Here is a 16928-nt window from a genome sequence, read left to right on the forward strand (position 1 = left end):
GCACTAGCATATTAGGCGCTTGCCGAGTATTATAAAGAAGTCTGTGACGCAGATGGGAGGAATTACGAATGAACGGGAAGCAGCAGTTGGCTGAACAGTTAAGTCAATCGGCGAGTATGACCGCGCTGATCTCTATGATCGTATCGCTCATCTGTATAGCGTTAGCTTGGTGGGCTTTGCAAAGCTTAAAGCTGGATTTACTAATCCGGCAACCCAAAGGACCGCAGGGCAGATTGCTGCACTTGTTTCTTGCTATTATTTTGGGACAGTTGGTTTCTGGTTTCTTATTGAGCTACATCTCTTGGAGCCAGATGCTGTAGAATTTGTTTTAACATGAAGTAAGCGGGTTATATGACTTTATGACTCTGTATGTGCAGGAATTGTCGAATAACATCATGCCATATTGTTAACAATGGTAAACAAAAGCACCGTACATGTATAACAGCCTGAATCCGTTAGAACGCAGGTGGTCGTCAAGTGTAAAAAACGCTTGTATACTTGTTTTAATCAGTGGTATGATGGCAGTTAGGGTATTAATAAAATCTTGTTTTTTTATGTAATGAAAAAGCAAGGCATGAAAATAGCGGAATATGTTCTTTTTTCCAGAATGGAAAAGGGAAATGACGCGCGGAGGGAACCATAGATGAGCAAATTTATCGTCCGCGGTGGCAACAGATTGACCGGGAGTGTCAAAGTCAGCGGAGCCAAAAACTCAGTTCTGCCGATCATCGCCGCTTCTCTGTTAGGAGAAGAAGGAGAAAGTGTTATTATGGATGCACCTCCTCTAGACGATGTGATGACCATTAACAAAGTGCTGGAGTCCTTAGGAGCAGGCGTTACATACCAAGACGAGGTCATTCGTGTTGACGCGCGGAAGATAATTTCCTGTGAAGCCCCTTACGAGTGGGTTAGGAAAATGCGCGCATCATTTTTGGTTATGGGGCCATTGCTTACACGTTTGGGACGTACAAGAATCTCGCTTCCAGGCGGATGCGCAATTGGAACAAGACCTATTGATCAGCATTTGAAGGGGTTCGAAGCGTTGGGCGCCGAGATAAGCTTGGGCCAGGGCTTTATTGAAGCTAAAAGTAACGGTCGTCTGCGCGGAGCTAAAGTTTATTTGGATGTAGCCAGCGTAGGAGCAACCGAGAATATTATGATGGCCGCTACTCTTGCTGAGGGCGTAACTACCATTGAGAATGCTGCTAAGGAACCTGAGATCGTTGATCTCGCCAACTTCCTGAATGGCATGGGAGCCAAAGTACGCGGTGCAGGCACAGGCGTAATTCGTATAGAAGGCGTCGAGAAGCTGCATGGTGTAAAACATACGGTCATTCCCGACCGGGTAGAAGCAGGTACTTATATGGTTGCTGCTGCGATCACAGGCGGGAACGTATATGTAGAAGGCGCAATATCCGATCATTTGGGACCGGTTATATCCAAGATGGAAGAAATGGGTGTAACGATTCAACCCGATGAAAATGGTATTCGTGTCATTGCGGATAAGCCGCTAAAGGCCGTTGATGTTAAAACGCTGCCTTATCCTGGGTTTCCAACCGATATGCAGTCTCAGATGATGGCACTTCAACTTGCCGCTGAAGGAACGAGCATCATTACGGAAACTGTGTTTGAAAATCGTTTCATGCATGTGGATGAGTTTCATCTCATGAATGCAGAAATTAAAGTCGAAGGTCGTTCGGCGATTGTAACTGGCAATGCTAAGCTGACGGGTGCGAAAGTAACCTCGACAGATTTGCGTGCAGGTGCGGCGTTAATTCTGACTGGACTTATTGCAGAAGGTACAACGGAGGTATCTGGCGTTCATCACATCGATCGTGGTTACGTTCATTTGGCGGAGAAACTGACTGGATTGGGAGCGGATATTTACAGAGTGACTGTAGATGAATCCAAACTGGATCATTCGGCCAGCACAGAGCGCGTTGTGGCAGAAGAAACGCCGGGGAATCTGTTCAAGAAGATTCAGCCTTCCCTCGCCTAACCTTTAACTTATTTGCATAGGTATAAACTTGAGCAATTAGAACCAAGTCCGGAAGGGCTTGGTTTTTTTTGTGTTTTTGCTGCTTGTCTTTTTCATTCTTTCAGTTCTCTTAAAACGGTTCTATCAAAGTGGACGACCTCATATGATTGAAAATATCTGCTGGAGTATATCTGTACTTTCAGCCGGACACTTAGCCCTTTGATGGAGGTTTCAGCCTATGAAAGATTCACAGGTTCGCATCCGTATACCAATTCATCATCCTCAGGAACATCGCCAGGCCTCACTTGCAGAGGAAAGCTCTGGCTCTATAGCAACTTCGTTGCAGGAAAATAAACTTATGCAGCAGCATGCAGAATCAACAGGTGGATTGCTGACTATCGCCAAGACCAATCGGCGTACCACAGCGTTGACTTCCACTACACACACTGTCGGTACGATGCTTCCTGACGCTGGAACATCGCCCGGTAACACATACGACGCAAGCAGGCGGCGGGGACCGCAGCCGCATCTGCGACCTGCAGCCGGGCGAGCCCCACGTTGGGGCAGCCGCCGCCCATGGCTGCCATTTGCCGCCATGGCAGGGGTGCTGGTGCTTGCCATGGCTGTGCCCGCACTCATGGCATGGCCTCGCCAGGCGGCGCAGCCTTTGCCGACTGGGAGCCGCACAGCCGCACCCGCGCAGTCTAATACGACGGCAAAGAGCGAGGCACCCGTCACGCGCCTGCCGGGTGTCCCGCCGATACCGGCTGTACCCGCTGCTCCAGCGCGTAGCGTGCCAGTCGCGGCAGAGCCGGACGTGCGGGTGTACGTCACGTCTACTGGCCGGACGGAGACATTACCTTTGGAGCAATACATTGTCGGCGTAGTAGCAGCTGAAATGCCGCCCAGCTTTGAGGAAGAGGCATTGAAAGCACAGGCTATCGCCGCGCGTACGTTCATTATCCGGCGTTTGTTGGCTGATGACACCAGCGGCGCCCCGGCGGGCGCAGATGTGACAGATACCGTTAAACACCAGGCTTACATCTCCAAAGCTAAACTTACTAGAGAATGGGAGCGTTCTGGTAAATCCGCAGATCTGGCAAAAATTCGCCAGGCTGTGCGCGAGACCAAGGATACAATCATGGTATATGAGGGTAAACCCATTACAGCTTCTTTTTTTTCTACCAGCAACGGCTATACCGAAAATTCAGAGGATGTATGGGCGAAGGCCGTGCCCTATTTACGAAGTGTGTCTAGTCCATGGGACAAGCAACTGGCCCCCCGTTTTACAGAAACCGTCACACTGAGCCGTCAGAGCGTGTTCGATAGATTGGGATTGAGTCGTGCTGCGGTCACTGCTTCTACTGGAGGTGGGGGTATGCCAGAGATTCGTATACTCTCCAAGACAGAAGGACACCGCATCAAGAAGATTGAGGTGGGAGGCTTGGTCTTTACGGGGCCGGAGATTCGTAACAAACTAGGGCTACGATCGGCTGAATTTACGTGGAAGACCGAAGGGGACCGGATTGCTATAACAACCTATGGGTATGGCCATGGCGTCGGTATGAGCCAGTGGGGAGCCAATGGAATGGCTAAGGAAGGTCATACCGCCACTCAGATTCTTCTTCACTATTATACTGGTATTTCTTTTGCGAATGCCTCTCGTATTCTAAGTTAGTAAATTTTTCGTAACTTTGAAGTATAAAAGAGTTGCGCCCGGTAACACTGGTTACTGAGGTGATGAGCAAATGAGTGAACAAAATAAAAACCAGAACCAAAATCATGAAGATACACCCAAAACCTTTCAGGGTGGAAGAGCTTCACGGCCGTCTTCGTGGAAAAAGCTGTTGTCCAAAAGGTGGGCATACCCGGCAGCCTACATTGCCGCAGCAGCCATTATACTAACCTTAGTGTGGGTCTATCAGGATGCTAGCCAGAAGTCTTTCAAACCTGACCCAGCTAGTCCATCGGTACAAAGCACAAGCGCAGTGAGTACTGATGTTAACGAACAACAACCAGAAAGTGTGGAGGTTGTTGCTCAGTCAGAAAATATCGCGTGGCCGGTGGCAGATGCTAGCGCAGTGCAGGTCGTAAAGCCTTTCTTTGACGAAAACGCGACAGCTGATGAGCAAGCGGCAGCTATGGTAGAGTACGATAAAACATTTACCGCTAACACTGGGATTGACCTTTCTCGGTCCGACGATCAGGCGTTTGAAGTGAGAGCCGCTCTGAGTGGAAAAGTATCTCGTGTGGAACAACATCCGCTGGTAGGTAATGTCGTAGAAATCACGCATGATAATAATCTCAAAACAGTGTACCAAAGCTTGAGCGATCTGAAAGTAAAAGAAGGCGATCAAGTGAAACAAAATGATGTGATTGCTTCAGCAGGTCGCAACGAGCTTGAAAAGGATTTGAAAACACATCTGCATTTTGAAGTGTACCAGGATGACAAGCCGGTGAATCCGGCAGGTCTGCTTCCTAAAAAATAAATGGATCATAGCTTTGCATGCAAAGCGGGGAATTCAAATTCCCTGCTTTTTTCTTGTGTAGTTTTAGCGCATGAGGTAAACATAAGCTGCTTTTGCCAAATAAATAGGCCTTCCGAAGCATGTCTTCCCACCAAACCGCGAATATATAGGCACGCTCCTCATATAATGTACCAAACTATCCACAGTAGGGAGGCGGGAGCGTGCACGATTACATCAAGGAACGGACCATCAAAATCGGTCGCTGTATCGTGGAAACAAGGAATACGGTCCGTACGATTGCCAAGGAATTTGGTGTCTCCAAGAGCACGGTGCATAAAGATCTGACCGAACGGCTGCCTGAAATTAACCCGGATCTTGCCGATCAGGTTAAGCACATTCTCGAATACCATAAATCCATCCGCCATCTGCGGGGGGGTGAAGCGACGAAAATTAAGTACAAAAAAACGAGTGGGAAAAGAAGGGGAATTCTTGTTTCGGGCAAGTCCTAAAAATATATAGTGAATTGGCTGGCAAAGCCATTGAATCAACCCCCTGAAGTATGATATGTTAAAAGATGGTACAAGACGAAAAATGACATGTAACCGTAGGTTTATACATATATTTGCCGCTTCTTGTCGAATCTTAGCTTTTTAAAATATCACTTTGGGGGCCTTTTTAATATGTTCAGTAATGATATCGGTATCGACCTCGGTACGGCCAACGTGCTTATCCACGTCAAAGGTAAGGGGGTTGTTCTTGACGAACCTTCCGTTGTTGCGATAGAAAGCGATACAAAAAGAGTTCTGGCTGTCGGAGAAGAAGCGCGCCGTATGGTAGGACGTACTCCTGGTAATATCATAGCCATCCGTCCATTGCGTGATGGTGTCATCGCCGATTTTGAAGTAACAGAAGCGATGTTGAAATATTTTATTAATCGGGTAGGGGGAAAAAGCTGGTACAGCCACCCTCGTATTTTGATTTGTGCGCCGACGAACATTACCTCAGTGGAGCAAAAAGCGATTCGTGAAGCGGCGGAGCGTAGCGGGGCGAAAGAAGTATTTTTGGAGGAAGAGCCAAAAGCGGCTGCCATCGGGGCAGGAATGGATATCTTTGAGCCTAGCGGCAACATGGTCGTAGATATCGGTGGCGGAACAACAGACGTTGCAGTCCTCTCTATGGGAGATGTTGTAACAGCTTCTTCTATTAAAATGGCAGGGGACAAATTTGATACAGCCATCATGAAATATGTAAAAACGAAGTACAAGCTTCTCATCGGGGAACGTACGGCTGAGGATATCAAGATTGCTATCGGAACCGTGCATCCGAGCGGACGACGTGCTGAGATGGACATCCGTGGACGGGATATGGTATCCGGATTGCCCAAGACGTTAAGTATTTCCGCGGAAGAAGTGCAGGATGCGCTGAGAGATCCCGTGTCAGCGATTGTAGCTGCAGCTAAGTTTGTACTGGAGCAGACCCCACCGGAGCTATCAGCCGATATTATTGACCGTGGTGTCATTTTGACTGGCGGTGGTGCGTTGCTTAGCGGTTTGGACGAGCTGCTTGCTGAAGAATTGCGTGTTCCAGTGCTGGTTGCTGAAGATCCGATGCATTGTGTCGTTAAAGGTACAGGAATTATGCTGGATAATTTGGATCATGTGGTTAAGAAAAAGTTCTAATCTGCCGATAGTGACTATAAGAGACTCGTGTGCGGTCAGGCAGGTTGCCTAGCATTTTGGCTTTAGTGCCTCCATGCGAGCATATAATTGATGAGCAGAGTATAGGATTGGGGTGCACGATACATGTTGAGAGGTTTATATACTGCGGCCGCCGGAATGATGACACAACAACGACGTCATGACACTGTGACGCAAAATATTGCTAATATGAATACCACGGGATATAAACAGGAGAATAGCGTTCAACGCTCATTCCCCGAAATGCTTATTTCCATGACGGGGGGAAACCCTGATAACCCGGACCGTACGGTCGGCAAGCTCAATACTGGCGTTTTTGCTGAGGAAAGCCTCTCTCCTTACATTCAGGGAGCGTTGAAGGATAGTGGACAAACTACGGATTTTGCGTTACAGTCCAATATTAATGTGAACGACCCGGCTACTGGTCGACCTATGGCTTTTGATCAGGCTGGAAAATTCATCAATGCTAACGGTGAAGTCACCTATCGTCCAGAAGCGTTTTTTACGGTACGGGACAATAATGGTAATGTCCGCTATACACGTGATGGGCATTTCCAAGTAAATGGAACGGGAGCATTACTTTCGTCGACTGGTTCAGCAGTGTTGGATACGAATGGAAACCCAATTCAATTGACGGGGTCTGTCTCAGCGCTTAAAGTAAATGAACGGGGTCAATTGGTGGACAGCCAATCCAACCAGTTGCTCGGAACGACGCTTGGAATTAGTGTGATTGATCGGCCGTACCAGCTCGTTCGTGAGGGCAACGGTAATTTCCGCCTGAATGATACGGATGGTGCTACGGCTAGAATGATGACCGCTAATGATACTGTATCTGTTCGCCAGGGCTATCTGGAAGTATCTAATGTAGATGCTGCTCAGTCGATGGTGGACATGATGGCTGCGTTAAGAGCGTATGAAGCGAATCAGAAGGTTATTCAATTTTATGATAAAAGCTTGGACAAGGCCGTTAACGAAGTAGGCCGTGTATAACAGGGGGTAAGTGATGAACAACTCCATGATTGGCGCAATGGTGTCTATGGCCAGTGTGCAGCAGCGTTTGGATTTAATTGCCGATAATATCGCCAATGTCAATACGGTTGGTTATAAGAGTAAACAAGGTTCCTTTGAAGATGTATTGGCTAATGTGCAGCAACAGCCTTCAACGTATCTCCAAAATGGACGGGCGATGCCGCTCGGCTATAATTTGGGCTACGGAGTCAAAACAAACGCAATTATGAAAAATATGGAACAAGGTCCGCTCAAGGAGACGGGACTTCCTACGGATCTGGCGATCCAGGGGAATGCCTTGTTTGAAATCCAGGGAAATGGGCAAAAAGCTTGGACGCGTGACGGCAGCTTTCATTTTATTCCTGATCCGAATGATAATGAGACGATGATGTTGACCACTGCCGAAGGTTATTCTGTGCTGGATAATAACGATATTCCTGTGACTGCGCCAGCGGGTTCCAAAGTAGCTATTAACTCCGATGGCGAATTGCTGATTCGTGCTAATGGAACTGGCGCTCCGACAGTTGGTCAGCGAATTAAGCTAATGGATGTACAGCGTCCAGAAGGATTGCAACAGCGGGATGATAACCTGTTTGTGTTAGCAAATGGTGTGACAGAAGCCGATGTATTCGGGGCAGCAGGGGTGGCAGGTGCTGTTCCAACGGACGTATCTGTGCGTTCCGGTTATCTTGAGGAGTCTAATGTGGATTTAGCGGGCGAAATGACGGATATGATGCAAGTCCAGCGGATGTATCAAATGGCGGCACGGGCATTAACCTCTAGCGATACGATGATGAACCTGGCCAATAATTTGAGGGCTTAAGGATTTGGTGATGAAGGAAGAACAATCTGATTCCCGTCCGGTGCCTGAAAAGACTAAATCCCGCTGGCGTACTGCTCGTTATTTCGTAGTTCCGTTGTTGCTCCTGTTCTCGCTGTTAGGCGGCTTAATTGCAGGATATGTAATTGTAGGTAAGCAAGGGCTGGCAGGCGTATTTGAATGGAAAACCTGGCAGCATGTCATTGATCTTATATTTGCGCCTTGATTTATTTTTTAAAAAGTGATTGTGGTGGGAGAAGGTCGCTCCGCGAATGATTTGATCTTACGATCGCTGTTGCAACGGAATTTTCATATTATTAAGTTATTTAGATGTAAAAATCCCGTTGCAAAGGCGAACACTTACGCTTCTCCAGATTCAAATCCTTCGTTCCGCTGCTACCCGCCATTGTCCACTTTTGTAAAGGTAAATCAACCCGCTATTTTGTGGGTAGTAAATAAAAAAACAAACCCTGTGCCAGTGGCGCAGGGTTTTATTATGTTTTCACCGCAGAACCCTCCAGTGTAGCGAGTATGGATTGCAACCAATTGAGGCCGTTCAGAGGCCTTCGTTTGTTTTGTTTGCTCTTCGCGACAAGCGAGTATTATTGAAGCGAGTCTTCTTTTTGAGCCAAAAGTAACTCGGCGGAGGGGATGGAATCGTTCTGTAGAAGCGATAGCGTTCGCCTTTATCCTCGGATTTTAACCTTTCCGGGTTTTAAATAATGAAAAATCCGAGGATAACAGCGATCGGAAGAACGATCCATCCCCGTAGCCCTCTCCCCCTTGGCTCAAAGGAAACTTCGCTTCACCCCCATAATAGGAGCAACAAATATGGTACTTCCGCATAATTTTCTTTTTGCATCTGATGAATGTATAATGATGGGGAGTTTATAACACTACGGGGTAAAACCAAGCACGAGCAAAAGGGCTTCTTCTCGCCTCTGGTTGCGTAACCGGCGGAAAAAGCCCCTTATCTCAACCTTCACTTCTGCAGTAGGTGAAGGATATCTAACATTGTTGCCGTGATGAGCTGTTTTTATACAGCGTTAGCGGGGTAATATTATGCTTGCAGTAACTCTGGCTGAACAGAGTCAAATCTGCAAGCGAGAGGAGTTATTAAGGTAAATGGACAAATTGCAATTGGATGTTAATCAAATTCAGGAGATTATTCCGCATCGACCGCCATTTTTGTTGGTGGACCGTATTATTGAACTGGAGGAAGGTAAAAGAGCAGTAGGCATTAAAAATGTAACGATGACTGAGCCCCATTTCATTGGACATTTTCCGGGTTATCCTGTTATGCCTGGTGTATTGATCACTGAAGCGTTGGCTCAAGTCGGAGCAGTCGCATTACTGCACCTAGAGAGCAATCGCGGCAAAATCGGCTTTTTGGCAGGGTTGGACGGTTTCCGTTTCCGTGGACAGGTAGTCCCTGGGGATACGCTGACACTTGAAGTGGAAATCACTCGTTCCAAAGGTGCTTTTGGTAAAGGGAAAGCTACGGCGAAAGTGGGCGACACAGTAGTAGCTGAGGGCGAGATTATGTTTGCTTTATCAGACCCACCCCAATAGACAAGCCCTACCGACATAAGCACGACGTCTGAACCGAGTGCATGTGTACATAGAGATCCTGTTTTGACAACCCAAAAATGGAGAGGGGAAATTCCGTATGACGCAGTTGAGTAAAAAAGCATTAGAAGGCATTGAGAGCTGGCTGCAAGACCCTTATATTGATGAAGAAACCAAACAGGAGTTGCGCGCATTGCAAGGCAACGACCAGGAACTAGAGGATCGTTTTTACAAAGAACTAGAATTCGGTACAGGCGGTCTACGTGGAGTAATTGGGGCAGGCAGTAACCGGATGAATCGTTATGTGATCGGACGTGCGACTCAAGGGCTCGCTCGGTATATTTTAGAGCAGCATGCTGGCAAAGAAGGCAAACCTTCGGTTGTCATTGCACATGATTCGCGTCATTTTTCGCCAGAGTTTGCTTTGGATGCAGCTTTGGTGCTGGCGGGCAATGGTATCGTAGCTAAGTTGTTCCCTTCCTTGCGTCCAACGCCACAGCTTTCGTTTAGTGTACGTCATTTGGGAGCCAGTGGAGGAATTGTTGTCACGGCGAGTCACAATCCTCCCGAGTATAATGGTTACAAGGTATACAATAATGAAGGTGGTCAGCTTGTTCCAGATCAGGCTGAAAAGGTGATTGGCTATATTCGTGAGGTTCCTTCTTTTGCTGACATCAAAAGTCTGACACGTGAAGAAGCAGAGGCACAGGGATTGTTGGTTTGGCTTGGAGAAGAGGAAGATGAAGCGTTTGTGGATACGGTAGCCGGTGTGAGTGTGAACCGAGAACTGATTGCAGCTGGACCGGGCAAGAACTTTAAAGTTGTGTTTACACCTCTTCATGGCACTGGAAATACACCTGTTCGTCGTGTACTGGAGAAAATCGGTTTTGAACAGGTGCATATTGTGCCTGAGCAAGAGCAGCCAGATGCAGAATTTTCGACCGTTAAGTCGCCTAATCCGGAAGAACGTGATGCGTTCAAGCTGGCCATTGCGCTGGGTGAGAAAATTGGTGCAGATCTGTTGATCGGAACAGACCCTGATGCTGACCGTATGGGGGCAGTTGTGAAAAACCGTGATGGCGAATATGTGGTATTGTCCGGTAATCAGTCCGGCGCAATTATGGTTTACTACTTGCTGAATCAACTGAAAGAAACTGGCAAGCTTCCGAATAATGGTGCAGTTATCAAAACCATCGTAACTAGCGAAATGGGTGCAGTCATTGCCGAACATTTTGGAGCAACAGTGTTTAACACGCTAACCGGCTTCAAGTATATTGGCGAGAAAATGAACCAGTTTGACCAAACTGGCGAGTATACCTACCTGTTTGGCTATGAAGAGAGCTACGGCTATCTGGCAGGAAATTACGCACGTGACAAGGATGCTGTCTTGGCGGCCATGCTGATCGCCGAAGCTGCTGCTTATTACAGCACGCAAGGCAAGACGCTCTATGATGTTTTACAAGAGCTGTACCAGCAGTTTGGCTACTTCCTTGAGAAGCTGGAGTCTCGTACACTCAAGGGTAAGGATGGAGTGGAGCAAATCCAGAGCAAAATGACGGATTGGCGCACCAACGCACCTCAAGAGATTGCAGGCGTAAAGGTAGACAAAGTACTGGACTACTCGCAAGGCTTGGACGGACTTCCGCAGGAAAACGTACTCAAGTTTTTATTGGAGGACGGTTCTTGGTTCTGCCTGCGTCCTTCGGGCACAGAGCCTAAAATCAAAGTATACTTTGCAGTACGTGGTTCCTCGCTGTCAGACGCGGAGCAAAGAATCGGTCAGCTGGTCGATGCTGTTATGGCCCGCGTAGACGCTTGAGAAAATTCCCTTTATAATAGAATAGGTTAAGGTAATTAGATATGGAATAAGTAATCGGTGACCTCTCACGGCAAAGGGCAGTACGCCGTGGAGGTCATTTCTCTGTATTGCAGAATAACCTGGAAGAGGCTTTGGAAAAATAGGCTTATTCCGGCAACGGAGGATTTTGCAAAATTCAATGAGTGGCCTACTCAAGAGTAGAATGGCAAGGTGGGCAGCATTGAATTTTGCAAAATCCCGAATATTAAGGAGGTTCTTTGGTGTATCAGAAATGGCAGTATTGGAATACAGCTTCTCGAAAATGGTTGTGGATTCTGGTTGCGGTTGGCTTGCTGGCTTCCATTCCAGTTATCGCCGATCGTGTAAAGACAGAATCCTCGAGTAAAAAAGTAGAGATTGTATTCGATTATCGGGATTTGACGGAGGCGGCTTCGTATCAGGCTCATCCGCAGGACTATCTGAATGAGCAGCTTGACCGCTTACAACAGGCTGGTGTGAACAGCATGGCGATGTATGAAAGTACGTTGGATGATTTCCGTAAAGCGGGCCGTATTGTAACTTATACGACTCAGAATGTTGCGGATCTGGAAAAACGTCTTTCACCTGCAAATGAGAATTATACGTACATGGTATTCGCTGACAAAGAAAATGCCGAAGCATTAAAGCCGTTAATTTTACGTACCTTCACAAGTCTGGGCATAAATGTAAATCCGTGGAGTTATCAGGGACAGGAAGGGCTTGTTGTGGAAACATCCCCGGAGGATGCGTATCTCAAGCCTATGCAGCCTGACCCGATTGCTATGAAGCAGCTCCGGAGTAAAGGATTTTTTATTGTTCCACGCATGAGTGACAGCCTTCCCTATAACCAGGAGTTGACGGAAGAGATGCTGGCTTCCTTTCAGCAAAATGGTGTAAAGCGCATTTTGTTTGAAGGTGATTCAGTCAAAGGCTTTACTGATAACGAGAAAGAGCATAGCTTAGCGGCATTTGCTAAATTGCTGAACAAATACGATATCGGCCTAGCTGCTATCGAAAATTTAAAGAAACCGCAGGCAGGCTTCAATAAGCTCGCTTACGATATCCACTATAATGTTGTGCGTCTATACTCACTAAGTGATAAAGATTCAACACTCGATGTGGAAACGTTGGCCGATCGTTTTGCACTCGCCACCAAGGATCGGAATATTCGCATGTTGTATCTGAATACCGCGCCTAGCCGCAGTGTTGCTGAGGCCAAGGTGAAAGACTCGGTTGATAACCTGATCCACAGCTTAGACAAACCGGGCAATGCTGTACAACGAATGGAGAAAAAAGGGTTTGAACTTGGACAAGCTGAACCGTTCCAAGTGGTTGATTCCTCCATTCAGCGCTATCTCAAAATGATCGTCGTACTGGGTGCGCTAGCTTTCTTCTCCATTATGGTGTCCTATTTCGTTCCGGCATTGACTTTGCTGGCATTTGCACTCGGTTTGGTTGGTTCTGTTGGGCTTTATGTTTTGAACTCCAGCCTGATGGAACAAGGTTTGGCGCTGCTTGCAGCGATTAGCGGACCTACAGTTGCAATGATCATTGCAGTGCGTACGATCAGAATTAAACGTGAACAGGGGCCTGAACTTTCTGTAGGTCAACGATTGACTCGCACGCTTATACTGTACGTACAGACAGCGATCTTGTCGCTGGCTGCAGTGCCTTTTGTTATTGCGCTGTTGAACAGCATTGCCTACAGCCTGGTGTTAAACCAATTTAGAGGTGTAAGCTTGCTTCACATTCTGCCGATCTTCTTGGCGGCGATTTATATTTTCTTTTATCGTGGCGTTTCTATACGGGAGGAAATCACCAAACTGCTACGTACGCCGATTACTGTATTGTGGGTTATTGCACTGGCTGTTATCGCCGCGGCAGGCTACTACTATTTGACTCGTACTGGAAACGCAGGTACGGTGTCGAACACCGAGCTGGTTTTCCGTAACTTCCTGGAGAATGCGTTTGGTGTACGTCCGCGCAATAAGGAATTCTTAATGGCTCATCCACTGTTTATTGCAGGGGCATTCCTGGCTTTGAAATATCGCAAAGCAATCTATTTGCTGATCATAGCTGCTATTGGTCAAGCCTCGATGGTCGATACCTTTGCTCACATTCACTCTCCAGCTGCACTCTCGCTTAGTCGTGGGCTGTTGGGATTGGGACTTGGATTGGTGCTGGGAATCATCGCAATTGTCGTGTGGCAAGTGCTGGAAGGATGTTGGAAGAAATGGTCACCACAGCTAAAACGATAATAATCTCGGGTTATTACGGGTTTCGAAATAGTGGGGATGAAGCGGTGCTCAAGTCGATTTTGACTGCTTTAGAAGAGGAAAGCCGTCAGGCGGGGATTACGATCAAGCCTGTTGTTCTATCTTCTGACCCTGCTTGGACACAGAAAATGTACGGAGTAGAAGCTGTTCCGCGTATGAGCCTGGGGGAAGTGCGGAGAGCGATTAAAAACAGTGACGGGCTCATTAGTGGCGGCGGGAGTCTGCTCCAGGATGCTACAAGCCCTAAAAGCATTCCGTATTATCTGGCGATTCTGAAACTGGCTCAATGGGCTGGAAAGCCAACGTTTGTATACGCTCAGGGCATGGGCCCAGTACAACGGAAGATATTTTATCCTATGATCCGATCTGTATTTCAACGCTGTGAATATGTTTCCGTCAGAGATGAGCAATCTGCTGCTTTGCTGAGTACCATGAAACTGAAACGTCCGGTTGTTGAGGTTGTTCCTGATCCTGTAATGGGGCTTCCTTTGCCCTCCGGTTCCGAGCTGCATGATGCTGCAACTGAGACTGATGAGAATGAACTCCCAGTCGTCGGCATTTCTGTACGCTACTGGGATAAGGAACAACGCGATTTAACGGCTATTGCAGACGGCTTAAAAAGATTAGCTGCGGAACGCCGTGTTCACTTGCGTTTCTTACCATTCCATTTACCTGACGATGAACAGGCTTCAAGGATGGTAATGGATTTGTTGGGGGATATTAGTGGGACGGGAAGCCTTGTCAGTATGTGTGACCAAGTTACCGATCCTCAACAGATGCTTTTGGAGGTCAGCAGATGCAGTTTGATGATCGGGATGAGGCTGCACAGCTTAATCTATGCAGCGTCCCATCAAGTGCCCCCGTTGGGTATATCCTACGATCCCAAAATTGATCATTTCCTCAGCCGTGTTGGTAGCCAGCCTGTTGGTACTACAGATGCACTGGATGCGCAAAAGCTGGCTAACGAGTCTATGCGGCTGCTGGATCAGCGTAGTCAATGGATCGAGAGCCAAGGGGCAGCAATTGCATTGTTAAAAAGTGAGGCTCGCTTACCAGCACAGCATATCGTTAATTACTTGTGTCGCAAAGGATGATGGATACAGTGACAGTTGATAAGGTTACGAGTGTGCCTACCGTCCCGATTTTCGGTGTTCAGGTATCAAGGCTTAATATGAAAGATACATTAAATGTATTAATTCAGGCGGTGAAGTCTCGCCGCCCCCATCAAGTGATCACTGCCAATCCGATTATGGTCATGGCTGCATTGGAAGATCCAGTGTATATGAATGTGATGAAGCAGGCAGAGTTGATTGTTCCAGATGGAACTGGTGTGGTCTGGGCTGCGAACTATGTTGGACATCCTGTACCCGAGAGGGTGGCAGGTTTTGACTTGTTACATGAATTGCTCGCAGCTGGAGAAAACTATCATTGGAAAGTTTATTTACTTGGATCAACGCCTGAAGTGATTCAAGCGACCGCTCAGCGGGTACATGAGCTTTATCCTGGAATTACGGTTTGTGGCAAGCGCGATGGTTTTTTTGGTCCTAACGAGGATGAAGCGGTGATTAGGGCTATTCGTGAAGCGAACCCTGATTTGTTGTTTGTAGCGCGTGGAGCGGATACGCAGGAACCTTGGATTGGTAAATATAAGGAACAACTGGGCGTGCCGGTGATGATGGGGGTCGGCGGTAGTTTCGATGTTATATCAGGAAAAACAAAACGCGCACCTAAACTGTTTCAAAAGCTACGAGCTGAGTGGTTATATAGACTCCTAAAAGAGCCTAGTCGTTACAAAAGAATGCTTGCGTTGCCGAAATTCGCAGTGAAAGTGATGCGTGAAAAAGAAAACGTCACAAAAGTGTGATAAATAGCTTGAATCTGCCTTTAAAACCCGCTAATTTGCCAGAATATGAGGCTTGGTATTTATTTTTGATCAGAGTATAATTCAATGCGGTTACATCTGAAAAGGCATTGCTTTAAAATTGGGGGTCGAATGATCAAATGTTATTGATCTATATTATTGGTTTCATCATGGCACTGGGACTTGCGCTGTTACTTACGCCGCTTGTCAAGAAATTCGCTGTGAAGGTTGGAGCCGTCGATGTGCCGAATGCCCGAAAAGTACATACCCGAATTATGCCGCGTCTTGGCGGTCTGGGGATTTTCTTGGCATTTCTGTTGTCCTTATTGGCGATGTTACCTTTTGTGCCTGACGGAATGCTGTCCTCGCGGGATATTAACTTTATTGCAGCCTTTCTGATTGGCGGTACGCTGATTACATTGATTGGTGCTCTCGATGATCGTTTTGATCTTAATGCAAAATTGAAATTTTTGGCTCAAATTGCCGTGGCATGTATGGTCGTGTTTGCTTTTGATATTCGTGTGGATTTTGTAAATGTACCTTTTCAGGATGCATACTCTTCTTTAGAAAGCTGGATTTCCATTCCGCTTACGATATTTTGGATCGTAGGTGTGACCAATGCTATCAATTTGATTGACGGTCTGGATGGACTAGCTGCAGGTGTCTCAGGAATTGCGATTGGAACGATCGCTGTGATGTCACTACTAATGGGCAATTACATGGTGGCGATGCTTTGCCTTGTGCTGTTAGGTAGTATTATCGGATTTTTATTTTTTAACTTTCATCCTGCAAAAATATTTATGGGTGATACAGGGTCCTTATTTTTAGGTTTCTCTCTAGCTATGCTTTCAATGCTTGGTTTCAAGCAAATTGCTATCGTATCATTTATTACGCCATTGATTATTATCGGTGTGCCTTTGTCAGATACATTCTTTGCTATTATTCGTCGCAAGTTGCAGAAAAAACCGATATTCTCACCGGATAAAGGCCATTTGCATCACTGCTTGCGCGAACTAGGCTTCAGTCACAGACAGACGGTGTTGATTATCTACGGTATTGCTGTATTTTTCGGTATATTAGCCGTTATCCAATCGTCGGCTGCGCTTAATGAAGCAAACTGGGTCACCTTTGTCGTGATATGTATCATGATGTTCTTCCTACAGATCGGAGCAGAAGTTATTGGTCTCGTTGGCAAAACCAAACGTCCTGTTCTTAACACACTAATTCGGTTGTTGGCTAAACCAGATTCCCAGACGCGATCGAAATTATAATTTTAATTTAAATGTAAGCCTTCAAGCTTAGCGGTATACCGCAGGTTTGAAGGCTTTTTTGATGTTTGCTGTAAAAAAACTCCCTCCTTTTTTGAGAATTTACTAATTTTTTGTATGTTTGCTACCGATAAAAAAAGTAATGA

General features: G+C 46.7%; 15 protein-coding genes. All 15 read left to right on the forward strand.

Annotated elements, in window-relative coordinates:
- Positions 1 to 68 precede the first annotated feature (68 nt).
- The 15 genes from C0638_RS10090 (at position 69) to C0638_RS10160 (ending at position 16785) form a co-directional block, all read left to right on the forward strand.
- The gene (locus C0638_RS10090; protein WP_013373430.1) at positions 69 to 320 is read left to right on the forward strand and encodes a DUF1146 family protein; all 252 of its coding nucleotides are present in this window, start codon (positions 69 to 71) and stop codon (positions 318 to 320) included.
- A gap of 323 nt (positions 321 to 643) precedes the next feature.
- On the forward strand, positions 644 to 1999 hold the full coding sequence (murA, locus tag C0638_RS10095) for a UDP-N-acetylglucosamine 1-carboxyvinyltransferase (RefSeq protein ID WP_016324823.1): 1356 nt from the start codon (positions 644 to 646) through the stop codon (positions 1997 to 1999).
- A gap of 217 nt (positions 2000 to 2216) precedes the next feature.
- Positions 2217 to 3656 (forward strand): stage II sporulation protein D, encoded by a 1440-nt coding sequence (gene spoIID, locus C0638_RS10100; RefSeq protein ID WP_058711481.1) that lies wholly within the window; start codon positions 2217 to 2219, stop codon positions 3654 to 3656.
- 70 nt (positions 3657 to 3726) lie between these two features.
- Positions 3727 to 4467, forward strand: a complete 741-nt coding sequence (locus C0638_RS10105; protein WP_013373427.1) for a stage II sporulation protein SpoIIQ — start codon at positions 3727 to 3729, stop codon at positions 4465 to 4467.
- Positions 4468 to 4667: 200 nt separating this feature from the next.
- Positions 4668 to 4955: a sporulation transcriptional regulator SpoIIID gene (spoIIID, locus tag C0638_RS10110; protein ID WP_013373425.1), complete on the forward strand. Its 288-nt coding sequence runs from the start codon at positions 4668 to 4670 to the stop codon at positions 4953 to 4955.
- A 171-nt stretch (positions 4956 to 5126) separates the two neighbouring features.
- On the forward strand, positions 5127 to 6125 hold the full coding sequence (locus C0638_RS10115) for a rod shape-determining protein (protein WP_016324820.1): 999 nt from the start codon (positions 5127 to 5129) through the stop codon (positions 6123 to 6125).
- A gap of 123 nt (positions 6126 to 6248) precedes the next feature.
- Complete coding sequence (locus tag C0638_RS10120; protein WP_013373422.1) at positions 6249 to 7133, forward strand: flagellar hook-basal body protein; 885 nt, start codon at positions 6249 to 6251, stop codon at positions 7131 to 7133.
- A 13-nt stretch (positions 7134 to 7146) separates the two neighbouring features.
- Positions 7147 to 7974, forward strand: a complete 828-nt coding sequence (locus C0638_RS10125; RefSeq protein ID WP_040102708.1) for a flagellar hook-basal body protein — start codon at positions 7147 to 7149, stop codon at positions 7972 to 7974.
- Positions 7975 to 7984: 10 nt separating this feature from the next.
- Positions 7985 to 8197, forward strand: coding sequence for a DNA-directed RNA polymerase subunit beta (locus tag C0638_RS10130; protein WP_007432733.1), 213 nt, complete (start codon positions 7985 to 7987; stop codon positions 8195 to 8197).
- Between the two features lie 899 nt (positions 8198 to 9096).
- A complete protein-coding gene (fabZ, locus tag C0638_RS10135) occupies positions 9097 to 9543 on the forward strand; it encodes a 3-hydroxyacyl-ACP dehydratase FabZ (protein WP_013373420.1) in 447 nt (148 codons plus the stop codon).
- A gap of 97 nt (positions 9544 to 9640) precedes the next feature.
- A complete protein-coding gene (locus tag C0638_RS10140; RefSeq protein ID WP_040102709.1) occupies positions 9641 to 11359 on the forward strand; it encodes a phospho-sugar mutase in 1719 nt (572 codons plus the stop codon).
- 260 nt (positions 11360 to 11619) lie between these two features.
- Positions 11620 to 13635, forward strand: a complete 2016-nt coding sequence (locus C0638_RS10145; protein WP_102163461.1) for a DUF5693 family protein — start codon at positions 11620 to 11622, stop codon at positions 13633 to 13635.
- Positions 13611 to 14747: a polysaccharide pyruvyl transferase CsaB gene (gene csaB, locus C0638_RS10150; protein ID WP_040103817.1), complete on the forward strand. Its 1137-nt coding sequence runs from the start codon at positions 13611 to 13613 to the stop codon at positions 14745 to 14747. Before C0638_RS10145 ends, csaB begins: the two co-directional genes overlap by 25 nt.
- Before the next feature lie 8 nt (positions 14748 to 14755).
- The gene (locus tag C0638_RS10155) at positions 14756 to 15517 is read left to right on the forward strand and encodes a WecB/TagA/CpsF family glycosyltransferase (RefSeq protein ID WP_040102711.1); all 762 of its coding nucleotides are present in this window, start codon (positions 14756 to 14758) and stop codon (positions 15515 to 15517) included.
- Positions 15518 to 15654: 137 nt separating this feature from the next.
- Entirely contained in the window at positions 15655 to 16785 is a 1131-nt protein-coding gene (locus C0638_RS10160) for a glycosyltransferase family 4 protein (RefSeq protein ID WP_013373415.1), read from the forward strand.
- The last annotated feature ends 143 nt before the right edge of the window (positions 16786 to 16928 follow it).

Origin of the sequence: Paenibacillus sp. lzh-N1, from assembly GCF_002872435.1 — a bacterium.
GTDB lineage: Bacteria > Bacillota > Bacilli > Paenibacillales > Paenibacillaceae > Paenibacillus > Paenibacillus polymyxa_C.

Bases quoted from the DNA above. Each gene is read 5' to 3' on its own strand.
- C0638_RS10105 (WP_013373427.1), top strand. From the start codon at position 3,727: ATGAGTGAACAAAATAAAAACCAGAACCAAAATCATGAAGATACACCC.
- C0638_RS10130 (WP_007432733.1), top strand. From the start codon at position 7,985: ATGAAGGAAGAACAATCTGATTCCCGTCCGGTGCCTGAAAAGACTAAA.
- murA (WP_016324823.1), top strand. From the start codon at position 644: ATGAGCAAATTTATCGTCCGCGGTGGCAACAGATTGACCGGGAGTGTC.
- C0638_RS10120 (WP_013373422.1), top strand. From the start codon at position 6,249: ATGTTGAGAGGTTTATATACTGCGGCCGCCGGAATGATGACACAACAA.
- C0638_RS10090 (WP_013373430.1), top strand. From the start codon at position 69: ATGAACGGGAAGCAGCAGTTGGCTGAACAGTTAAGTCAATCGGCGAGT.
- spoIID (WP_058711481.1), top strand. From the start codon at position 2,217: ATGAAAGATTCACAGGTTCGCATCCGTATACCAATTCATCATCCTCAG.
- C0638_RS10115 (WP_016324820.1), top strand. From the start codon at position 5,127: ATGTTCAGTAATGATATCGGTATCGACCTCGGTACGGCCAACGTGCTT.
- fabZ (WP_013373420.1), top strand. From the start codon at position 9,097: ATGGACAAATTGCAATTGGATGTTAATCAAATTCAGGAGATTATTCCG.
- C0638_RS10160 (WP_013373415.1), top strand. From the start codon at position 15,655: ATGTTATTGATCTATATTATTGGTTTCATCATGGCACTGGGACTTGCG.
- C0638_RS10140 (WP_040102709.1), top strand. From the start codon at position 9,641: ATGACGCAGTTGAGTAAAAAAGCATTAGAAGGCATTGAGAGCTGGCTG.
- C0638_RS10125 (WP_040102708.1), top strand. From the start codon at position 7,147: ATGAACAACTCCATGATTGGCGCAATGGTGTCTATGGCCAGTGTGCAG.
- csaB (WP_040103817.1), top strand. From the start codon at position 13,611: ATGGTCACCACAGCTAAAACGATAATAATCTCGGGTTATTACGGGTTT.